General features: G+C 73.4%; 8 protein-coding genes. 4 read left to right on the forward strand and 4 right to left on the reverse strand.

The features are described 5' to 3' along the window. The first annotated feature begins 217 nt into the window (after positions 1 to 217). Positions 218 to 1357 (forward strand): sensor histidine kinase, encoded by a 1140-nt coding sequence (locus ACZ4W9_RS19470; protein WP_467937298.1) that lies wholly within the window; start codon positions 218 to 220, stop codon positions 1355 to 1357. Then, positions 1354 to 2007, forward strand: a complete 654-nt coding sequence (locus ACZ4W9_RS19475; protein ID WP_467937270.1) for a response regulator — start codon at positions 1354 to 1356, stop codon at positions 2005 to 2007. The genes ACZ4W9_RS19470 and ACZ4W9_RS19475 overlap by 4 nt, the downstream gene beginning before the upstream one ends. 25 nt (positions 2008 to 2032) lie before the next feature. Here ACZ4W9_RS19475 and ACZ4W9_RS19480 read toward each other — a convergent pair whose 3' ends face one another. Beyond that, positions 2033 to 2965, reverse strand: a complete 933-nt coding sequence (locus ACZ4W9_RS19480; RefSeq protein WP_467937272.1) for a serine hydrolase — start codon at positions 2963 to 2965, stop codon at positions 2033 to 2035. Further along, positions 2962 to 3927 (reverse strand): LysR family transcriptional regulator, encoded by a 966-nt coding sequence (locus ACZ4W9_RS19485; protein WP_467937274.1) that lies wholly within the window; start codon positions 3925 to 3927, stop codon positions 2962 to 2964. The genes ACZ4W9_RS19480 and ACZ4W9_RS19485 overlap by 4 nt, the downstream gene beginning before the upstream one ends. Before the next feature lie 128 nt (positions 3928 to 4055). Here ACZ4W9_RS19485 and bla point away from each other — a divergent pair, with 128 nt between their 5' ends. Together bla and ACZ4W9_RS19495 are read left to right on the forward strand one after the other, a co-directional pair. Continuing rightward, positions 4056 to 5024 (forward strand): class A beta-lactamase, encoded by a 969-nt coding sequence (bla, locus tag ACZ4W9_RS19490; protein ID WP_467937276.1) that lies wholly within the window; start codon positions 4056 to 4058, stop codon positions 5022 to 5024. 199 nt (positions 5025 to 5223) lie between these two features. Beyond that, positions 5224 to 6792: a carbohydrate-binding protein gene (locus ACZ4W9_RS19495; RefSeq protein WP_467937278.1), complete on the forward strand. Its 1569-nt coding sequence runs from the start codon at positions 5224 to 5226 to the stop codon at positions 6790 to 6792. 63 nt (positions 6793 to 6855) lie between these two features. Here the strand turns inward: ACZ4W9_RS19495 and ACZ4W9_RS19500 are convergent, their stop codons facing one another. Continuing rightward, the gene (locus tag ACZ4W9_RS19500) at positions 6856 to 8856 is read right to left on the reverse strand and encodes a glycoside hydrolase (RefSeq protein WP_467937280.1); all 2001 of its coding nucleotides are present in this window, start codon (positions 8854 to 8856) and stop codon (positions 6856 to 6858) included. A gap of 180 nt (positions 8857 to 9036) precedes the next feature. Next, positions 9037 to 9765 carry a hypothetical protein gene (locus ACZ4W9_RS19505; RefSeq protein ID WP_467937282.1) on the reverse strand — a complete coding sequence of 243 codons (729 nt, stop codon included), beginning with the start codon at positions 9763 to 9765 and terminating at the stop codon, positions 9037 to 9039. Between the last annotated feature and the right edge of the window lie 112 nt (positions 9766 to 9877).

Here is a 9877-nt window from a genome sequence, read left to right on the forward strand (position 1 = left end):
GGGGGGGTGGGCTTTCCTTTAGAGGCGGGTTTGGCTGCGGGGGGGGCCGGCCTGTTGGGGGGGGAGGTGTGTTCGTGGGGGTCGGGCAGTGGGCTACCCCCCCGGACCCCGCACCTGGGCACAATGGAGGGTGTTTGCCCAGTTCAGCGCGGACCCGAGGGAGGTGCCGGGAGTGGCCGTACCCGAGCGCGACGACACCCGTGCCCTCACCGTCGTCATGCACACGGCGTTCTTCGTGCTGCTGTCCGCGTCCGTCGCCCGCTACCTGGCCCGGCACGCGGAGGGACCGCACACCCCCTGGGTGATCGCCCTGTCCGCGCTGCTCGCCGTGCTCTACGTCCTCGGCCCGGCCCTCGGCACCCGCCCCACGCCGCGCCGGCTGGCCTGGCTCGGCCTGGTCGTGGCGGCCTGGGCGCTGCTGGTCGTCCTGGCCCCGAGCTTCGCCTGGTGCGCGGTCCCGCTCTTCTACACCGGTCTGCGCACGCTCCCGCCGCGCGCCGCGATCGCGTTGGTGGCGCTGCTGACCGCGCTCGCGGTGGCCGCCCAGCTCGGCCTGGCGGGCTGGCCCGATCCGAACGTGCTGCTGGCCCCGCCCGCGGTGGCCGCCGTCGCCACCACCGTGTTCGTCGTCATGCAGCGCCAGGCGGCCCGCCAGGACGCCCTGATCGACGACCTGGTCCGCACCCGGCGCGAGCTGGCGGCGACCGAGCGCCGCGAGGGCACCCTCGCCGAACGCGAACGCCTCGCCCGGGAGATCCACGACACCCTCGCCCAGGGCCTGTCCAGCCAGCGCATGCTGCTCCAGGCGGCCGACCGGCTGTGGGACACCGCCCCCGGCACGGCCCGCGAGCACGTCCGCACGGCGGCGGCCATCGCCGAGCGCAGCCTCGCCGAGGCCCGCCGCTTCGTCCACGACCTGACCCCGGCCGATCTCGCCGAGGGCGGCGGCCTGCTGCGGGCCCTGCACGCCGTGGCCGAGCGCGAGACGACGCCGGAACTCACCGTCCGCGTCCATACCGAGGGAAGCCCGCCCGAGCCGCTGCCCGCACCGGTGGAGTCCGCCCTGCTGCGCATCGCGCAGGGCGCCCTCGCCAACGTCCGCGAACACGCGGCGGCCCGCACCGCCATCCTCACCCTGACCTGCCTGGACGACCAGATCGTGCTGGACGTCGCCGACGACGGCCGCGGCTTCGACCCGCGCGCCCCCGCCGCCTCCGCGTCCGCCGCGGGGGAGCGCGGCCACGGCCTGCCCGCCATCCGTGCCCGCCTGCGCCAGCTGGGCGGCACCCTCACCATCGAGTCGGCACCGGGCGAGGGCACCGCCCTGTCGGCGGCGATCCCGTTGGAGCCGAGATGACCCACACCCCCGCGTCGGCCGCCCGGACACCGGTGCGCATCCTGGTCTGCGACGACCACGCCGTCGTACGCGCCGGACTGCTGGCGCTGCTGCACAGCGCGCCGGACATCGAGGTGGTCGGCGAGGCGGGCAGCGGCGAGGAGGCGCTCGCCCTCGCCCGCAAGACCGCCCCGGACGTCGTGCTGATGGACCTGCAGCTGGGCGAGGGCATCGACGGCGTCGAGACCACCCGCCGGCTGCGCGCCGAGGCTCCCGCCCCCCATGTCCTGGTCCTCACCACGTACGACACCGACGCCGACGTCACCCGCGCCGTCGAGGCGGGCGCCACCGGCTATCTGCTGAAGGCCGAGCGCGCCGAGGACCTGTTCACGGCGATCCACGCCGCCGCCCAGGGCCGCCCGGCGCTCTCGCCCCCGGTCGCCGACCGCGTGATGTCCCGGCTGCGCAACCCGCGCCCCGCCCTCACCCCCCGGGAACGGGACATCCTCGCCCACCTCTCCCGCGGCCTGTCCAACCACGCCATCGCCCGCGCCCTCTACATCAGCGAGGCCACCGTCAAGACCCATCTGCGCCGCATCTACGACAAACTCGGCGTGGACACCCGGGCGGGCGCGGTGGCGGTGGCGCAGGAGCAGCGCCTGCTGTCCTGACCGGCCGTGCGGCACCCGGGACCCGTCAGCCGCGCAGCGCCTCGAACGCCTCCCGCGCCGCCGCCCCGATGGCCAGGTCGATGTCCGGTGCCAGCCCCGCGCGGCGGTTGCCGCGGGTGAGCGCCGCCATCGCCACCCGCTGCCCCCGGTCCGCCTCGACGACCCCGATCTCGTGCCGCAGATGCAGGAACGTTCCGGTCTTGCCGCTCCACCGCAGCGTGTCCGCGCGCAGGTCGCTCGCCAGCCGGTGGGTGAAGACCTGGTGGCCCATCAGCCGGCGCAGCTCGGCCGTCGCCCGGGGGGTGGCGATCTCGTCGCGCCACACCCGCTGGAGCAGGCCGACGAGCGCCGCGGCCGTACCCGCGTTGGCGTGCGCGGGGTCCAGGGTCTCGATCGTGTGCCGGCCCGTCCCCTCGTCGCGGACGGCCAGCTCCAGCGCGAGGGAGAAGTCGTTGCCGGCGGCACCGGCCGCGCACTCGTACAGGTGGTTCATCCGGTGCCGCAGCCGGATCCCGTCGCACCCCCAGGCGCGCAGCCGCGCGTCGGCCTCCGCCACCGGCACCAGGCCGAACAGCGCGTCCGCGGCGGCGTTGTCGCTCACCGACAGCATCAGCAGGAGCAGGTCGCCGACGGCCACGGTGGCCGGGTGCCGGAAGGCGGCGAGCCCGGTGGGGCCGACGCTGCTGGTGCCGGGGTCCACCGTCACCGGGCGGGCCGCGTCCAGCTCCCCGGCCGCGATCCGGTCCAGCACGACCAGGGCGAGCGGGACCTTCGCCACCGACGCGAGCGGCACCGGCTCGTCCGTGTCGAAGCCGAGCTGCTCGCCGGTGTCCAGGTCGCGGGCGAGGAAGGAGCCGCGCACGCCCAGCGCCGCCCAGTTGGCGGCGATGGCCTCGGCGACGTCCAGCAGGGCGCCGTCGCCGCCGGTGTACATCGGGTGGTGGGCCGCCGCGCTCATCCGCGTGCCGCCAGCCGCGCGGGGACGTCCGGGTGCCCGGCCGCCGCATCCGGTCCCCCTCGGCGGGGTGCGGCGCCCACCGCCGAGGCGAGCAGCGCGGCCAGCCAGTCCGGTACGTCCCTGGCGCCGTCGCGGTCCGGGGCGGCGCCCACGTCGTAGCCCCGGTGCAGCGCGCGGTCGGCGAGCGGGGTCCAGTGGGCGCCGTGCTGCCGGGCGAACGGTTCGGCGCACAGCAGCAGGGCGTGTCCGGCCAGGGTCTCGGCGAGCGCGGTGGCCGCCGCCCCGGCCGGCCGGATCCGCTCCTCGGGGAGTCCGGCGCGCGCGGCGGCGCGCGTCAACCGGTCCTGGAAGTAAGGCACCTGGTCCTCCGTCAGCAGCAGCAGGGGCGGAGCGGCGGCGGGTGCGGCCCCTCGGCCGCGGCGGGGCCGCAGCTCCTCCAGGTGGAGCGTGCGCCGGGCGCCCGCGCCGTCCGGCACCGGCGCGGACGCCAGCCCCAACGGCACGCGGAAAGCGGCCCGTTCCGGAGCGGTGCGCACCAGCGCGTAGCCGAGGGAACCGTCGGTCAGCCCGGAATCCCGCTCCAGTGGCGCCAGTTCGCGCATGCCGAGGGTGATCCCGTGCTCGCTTCCGGCGCGGAGGGCGCGGGCCAGCGCGGCCGGGGCGCAGTCGGCGGGGACGCCCACGGCGCACACCCGCGACCGCCGGGCGGAGCGGGCGACCTGCCGCAGCCGCTGGGCCCGGTCCAGCACGTCCCGGGCGTAGGGGAGCAGCAGCACCCCCAGTTCCGTGGTCTCGATCTGCCGCCGGGACCGGTCGAACAGCGGGCCGCCGAAGTGCTCCTCCAGCGTCTTGACGCGACGGCTGAGCAACGGCTGGGCGATGCCGAGCCGTTCGGCGGCCCGGGAGAAGCCCGCCTCCTCGGCCGTCGCCACGTACGCCTCCAGGTGGGCCAGAAGATCCATCCGGTATTCATATCAAAAAGGCATGCGGGCTTCAAACTTTCCTCTTGGACATGGATCCCCTTCGGCTGTTTCGCTGTTCCCCGTCGAAGATCGGCACCCACGACGTACCTCCCGGGAGGAGTACGCCCATGACCAGTACGCCCTTGACCAGGACGACCATCCCCGGCGCGGCCGGCGCCAACAGCCCCGCCCCGCTGCCGCGCCGCCGTTTGCTGCGGGCCGGCCTCGCCCTCACCGGCGCCGCCGTGGCCGCGACGGCGGTGTCCGCGCCCGCCGCGTCCGCGGCCCCCGATGCCGCCACGCGCGCCGCACGGGCCGAACTCGCCGGACTGGAGCGCCGTTACGGCGCCCGGCTCGGCGTCCACGCCCGCAACGTCCGCACCGGGCGGACCGTGTCCCACCGGGCGGGGGAGCGGTTCGCGATGTGCTCGACGTTCAAGGCGTTCGCCGCGGCGGCGGTGCTGCGCGACCACGGCGACCGCGCTCCGCTGGACCGGGTGGTGCACTACCCGCCGCGTGACATCCTGCCCAACTCCCCGCGCACCGAGGAGAACCTGGCGACCGGCATGACCGTGGCCGCCCTGTGCGCGGCGGCGATCCAGTACAGCGACAACGCGGCCGGCAACCTGCTGCTCCGGGAGCTCGGCGGCCCGGCCGGGCTCACCCGCTTCCTCCGGTCGCTCGGCGACCCGGTGAGCCGGCTCGACCGCTGGGAGCCGGAGCTGAACACCGCGCTCCGCGGCGACCTGAGGGACACCACGACGCCGGAGGCGATCGCCGGGAGCCTGGAGCGCCTCGCCCTGGGACGGGCGCTGGCCGCCGCCGACCGCGAGCGGTTCGTCGGCTGGCTGAAGGGCAACACCACCAGCACGGACCGGTTCCGCAAGGGGCTGCCGGCCGCCTGGGTCGTGGCGGACAAGACCGGGACCGGGGACTACGCGACCGCCAACGACATCGGCGTGGCCTGGACGACCCGGGGGACCCCGGTGGTGCTGGCCGTGCTGTCCGACAAGAGCGCCCCCGACGCTCCGGTGGACCAGGCGCTGATCGCCGACGCGGCGGCCGTCGTCGCCCGCACTCTCGCGCCCGGCGAGTAACCTCCCGCTGATTCACTTATCTGAATATGAATCATGTACACGACCATTGACGTGTGCATGACTGCTCCCTACCGTCGGGAAAGTCCAGAGGGAAAGCGCTTTCCGATCCTGCTTCACCATGCCACGACCGGCCGCCGTGTTCACCCCTCTGGACCGCTCGCACCCGCACAGCCGAGTCAACCCGCAGGGAGACAAGCCGATGCAACTGAGACCAGCCATCGCGAGCGCCGGACTGCTGACCGGTGCGCTCGTCGCGCTGTCCGGCACCACGGCCCAGGCCGTGACCACCCGGTACGAGGCCGAGAGCGCGCCCGCGGTCTGCACCGGGACCGTCGACTCCGACTGGACCGGGTACTCCGGCAGCGGATTCTGCAACGCCACCAACGCCTCGGGCGCCTACGTCCAGTTCACCGTGAACGCGGCGAGCGCGGGCACCGCGACCCTGAACATCCGCTACGCCAACGGCTCGGCCACCGCCCGGCCGGCCACCGTCGCCGTCAACGGCACGTCGGCCGCCACCGCCTCCTTCGAGGCCACCGGCGCCTGGGCCACCTGGACGACCAAGACGTTCACCGTGCCGGTCAAGGCGGGCTCCAACACCGTCCGCCTCACCCCGACCACCGCCGACGGCCTGCCCAACCTCGACTACCTCGACGCCGACGTGGCGCCGGCGGCGACCGGCAACGTGCTCTACGTGTCACCCACCGGCACCGACGGCGCGGCCGGCACGGAGTCGGCGCCCACCACGCTCACCTCCGCCATCGGCCGGATCACCCCCGGCGGCACGATCTACCTGCGCGGCGGGACGTACCGCCCGTCCTCCACCGTCACCATCCCGGCCGACAGCGACGGCACCGCCGCCGCCCGCACCACCCTGGCCGCCTACCCGGGCGAGAAGCCGGTCCTGAACTTCTCGGCGCAGACGGAGAGCCCGTCCAACCGGGGCATCCAGCTGTTCGCCGACTACTGGCGGCTGTCCGGCCTCACCGTCGAGCACGCCGGCGACAACGGGATCTACGTCGGCGGCAGCAACAACGTCGTCGAGCGCGTGGTGACCGCCTACAACCGCGACACCGGGCTCCAGCTCGGCCGGATCGCGTCCACCACCCCCAGCTCCCAGTGGCCGTCGAACAACCTGATCGTCAGCTCCGAGTCGCACGACAACGCCGACTCCGACGGCGAGGACGCCGACGGCTTCGCCGCCAAGCTGACCACCGGCACCGGCAACGTCTTCCGCTACGACGTCTCACACCACAACATCGACGACGGCTGGGACCTGTACACCAAGACGGACACCGGCCCCATCGGCCCGGTGACCATCGAGTACTCCCTGTCCTACGACAACGGCACGCTGAGCGACGGCACCGTCAACACCAACGGCGACCGCAACGGCTACAAGCTCGGCGGCGACGACATCCCCGTCAACCACGTCGTCCAGCACAGCATCGCCTACAAGAACGGTCACCACGGGTTCACCTACAACAGCAACCCGGGCACCATGACGATCTCCGGCAACGTCGGCATCGACAACGCCGAGCGCAACTTCTCGTTCGACAAGGGCACGTCGGTGTTCCGCGACGACACCTCCTGCCGCTTCGCCGGCGGCGGCTCCAATGACAAGACGGTCGGCAGCGTCGACGGCTCCGACCAGTTCTGGACCGGCTCCAACGGCTCGCGCTGCTCCTCCTACGCGGGCGCCCTCGGCTGGTCCTTCGCCTCCGACGGCCGCCTCGCGGTGACCTTCGGCGGCGTCGTCGTCAACCCGTAGGCGCGTCACGGCGGACGCGCGGACGCGGGACACCGCACACGGCGGCGTCCCGCGTCCGGCCGTTCAGCAGCGGGAGCCGGTCTGGGTGAGCAGGCCGAGCCGCCACGGCAGGCTGTTGTAGTCACCGCCCGCGTCCGGGGCCATGCCCTGGTACAGGTACTGGAGCCCGCACGCGGGGATGGTGAGCGTCTGGTCGTAGCCGGCGCGGATCATCTCGCCGTGGCTGATGTCCTTCGTCCAGGCGCCCGACGGGAAGGCCACGTTGCTCGCCCGGGCGAACGGATTGCTCTCGGAATCGGCCAGCGGGGACCAGGAGCCGGCCAGGCTGGAGGAGGTCCAGGAGCGGAAGTAGCGCCGTCCGTCGGAGCCGATCGCCTCCACCAGCATCAGGTACTGCTTGCTGCCCTGCACCTTGTAGATGTTGCTCGCCTCGAACAAGGCGTACCGGTTGGAGTCCTGGGCCGCGATGACGGTGTTGGTGAAGCCGTTCGGGAACTGGCGGACGGTGGTCTGCGAGCGGTAGAGGTGCCCGTTGTCGTCGGAGGAGAACAGGTAGCAGTTGACCCGGTCGCAGATCACCCACATGTCGACCCAGTAGCCGTCGCCGATGTTCCGCTTGATGATGTCCGGCATCTCGGGGTAGAAGTCGCGCGGCGCGCTCCAGCCGTCCGGGTCGGAGATGTCCTTGTTGGTGGAGTACGACGCGTTGCCCGTCTGGTAGACGAGGTACCACAGCTTCTGCGGCGCGTAGTAGAACACCTGGGGCGCGGCCCGGTAACCGCTGCCGACGGCCGTGCGGTCCAGGTAGTGGTGGGTGGCCGAGCCCGCCTGCGACCAGTCCTTGAAGCTCAGGTAGACGAGGTTGTAGCCGGAGGCGCTGGCCACGCTCGCGAACACGTGGTACTTGCCCTTGTAGCGGACGACGGACGGGTCCTTGATGCCGGCGATGTCGTGCGTCGCGTCGGACTTGGGCGCGATCAGCTGCTCGCTGGACGACCAGGCGAAGCTCGACGGCAGTCCCTTGTGCCTGGCCGGCGCGGCGGGCGCGGAGCCGAGCGCGGACAGCACCGCGCCGTACGCGGCCTTCTTGTTGCCCGCGCCGTCGAACAGCAGCGGGTTCTCCCCGGTGCGCCAGGAGTCGCTGTCGCGGATGCCCCACACGGTGATGCCGGTGCAGCGGCCGACGTCGCGGCACGCCTTGACCGTGTCGGCGTACGCGGTGGCCGGTGCCTGCGCGATGTCCAGCTCGGTGATCTGCACGTCCACGCCGAGGGCGGCGAAGTTCGCCAGCGTGCTCCGGAAGCTCGCCGGCGGGCCGGAGGTGCCGAAGTGGCTCTGGAAGCCGACGCAGTCGATGGGCACGCCGCGGGACTTGAAGTCGCGCACCATGCGGTACACGGCCTGGGTCTTGGCGTCCGACCAGTTCTCGATGTTGTAGTCGTTGTAACAGAGCTTGGCCGCCGGGTCGGCCGCGCGGGCGGTGCGGAAGGCGTCCTCGATGTAGCCGTCGCCGAGGACGTTCTGGAAGACGGAGGCCCGGCGCGCCCCGCTGCCGCCGTCGGCGAACGCCTCGTTCACCACGTCCCAGGCGTAGACCTTGCCTTTGAAGTGGCTCGCCTCGGCGGTGATGTGGTCGCGCATCACGGTGCGCAGCGTGGTGGCGTCGCTGATCGCGGCGACCCAGGAGGGAAGCTGGGAGTGCCAGACCAGGGTGTGACCCCGCACGCGCTGTCCGTGCGCGACGGCGTGGCCGACGATCTGGTCGGCGGCGGTGAAGGTGAAGGAGCCCCGGGAGCGTTCCGTGGCGTCCCACTTCATCTCGTTCTCGGGCGTGACCGCGTTGAACTCCCGGTCCAGGATCGTGCTGTACGTGCCGTCACCGAGCTTTCCGGCGGCCACCGCGGCGCCGAAGTACCGCCCCGACTGGGCGGCCTGGGCGCCGAGGGTGTCCGCCTTCACCGGCGCGGGCCGGGCGTCGGCCGTGCCGGTCACCGCGAGGGTGGCCGCGGCGAACGCGCCCACGAGGGCGACCAGGCGCCTTCCTGACCACGGGGGACGTTTCATGGTTCTCCTCGTACGGTCGATCGTTGCGGGTATGCCATGTACCTGACATAAGGGAATGCCGCCCCGCATGTTCGACATGGCGAACAATGGTCGACTTCCCGGACTGGATGATAAGAGGGGGTGGCGGGCCGTCACTACCCCCCGCATCATTCGAGGTTGGCAACGAAATATTTCGGAGGATCAGCCGACCCGGTCGTCCGGGAAGGCGGGATGTGCCTCCAGGTCCGCCGATGCCAGCAGGTCCGCGATCAGCTCCCGGGAGCCGCCGACGTAGGTGCTGACCAGGTCCACGTCCCCGCCCAGCACCCAGGCCCGGTCCTGCGGCCACCACAGGTCGGGCAGCTCGGCGTACTCGTCCGGCGTCACCGGGGAGACGGCGTCGGTCAGCCGGCCGGCCAGCAGGACCTCCTCGCGGCCCGGGGTGCCGAACGTCGGGAACCGGTCCCAGTCCCAGCGGCCGTACCCGTGCCAGAGCCCGAACCAGCACCGCTCGGGCGTGCCGGTGTGCCGGGCCAGCACGGGCAGCAGCGCCTCCGCGACCTCGGGCGGGGTCGGGCCCTCGGCGGGGTGCTCGTCCCACACGCCGGGCAGCCCGGGACCGGATCGGCTGACGTGGTCCTCGTCCGCCCCGACGACCTCGTGCCAGCGGATGTCCGGCGTCACCCGCGTCCCGTGGGCGGCGGCCACCGCCGACCAGCGCACCGGCCGCTCGTCCAGCCGGGCGGGGTGCAGGATCCGGGCGTAGGCGTCGAAGCCCGGCGCGGCGATGGCCGCCACCGTGCCGAAGGCGCCCTGGCCGGGGCCGTGTGCGGTGAGCCAGTCGGCGGGGGAGAGGTCGGCCGCCCGCACCCGCAGGCGTCCGTACCGTTCGGGGGCGGGGTCCTGGTCGACCAGGGCGAAGTCGTGCACCCGCCCAGTGTGCCGCAGGGGGGGGGGGGGGGGGGGGGGGGGGCGGCGTCCTGGGGGGGGGGGGGGGGGGGGGTGGGTGTGGGGGGGGGGGGGGGGTTCGAGCCGGGGCTCT

Source organism: Streptomyces sp. NPDC029296, from assembly GCF_055569255.1.

Bases quoted from the DNA above. Each gene is read 5' to 3' on its own strand.
- ACZ4W9_RS19485 (WP_467937274.1), bottom strand. From the start codon at position 3,927: ATGGATCTTCTGGCCCACCTGGAGGCGTACGTGGCGACGGCCGAGGAG.
- ACZ4W9_RS19480 (WP_467937272.1), bottom strand. From the start codon at position 2,965: ATGAGCGCGGCGGCCCACCACCCGATGTACACCGGCGGCGACGGCGCC.
- bla (WP_467937276.1), top strand. From the start codon at position 4,056: ATGACCAGTACGCCCTTGACCAGGACGACCATCCCCGGCGCGGCCGGC.
- ACZ4W9_RS19475 (WP_467937270.1), top strand. From the start codon at position 1,354: ATGACCCACACCCCCGCGTCGGCCGCCCGGACACCGGTGCGCATCCTG.
- ACZ4W9_RS19500 (WP_467937280.1), bottom strand. From the start codon at position 8,856: ATGAAACGTCCCCCGTGGTCAGGAAGGCGCCTGGTCGCCCTCGTGGGC.
- ACZ4W9_RS19470 (WP_467937298.1), top strand. From the start codon at position 218: ATGCACACGGCGTTCTTCGTGCTGCTGTCCGCGTCCGTCGCCCGCTAC.
- ACZ4W9_RS19495 (WP_467937278.1), top strand. From the start codon at position 5,224: ATGCAACTGAGACCAGCCATCGCGAGCGCCGGACTGCTGACCGGTGCG.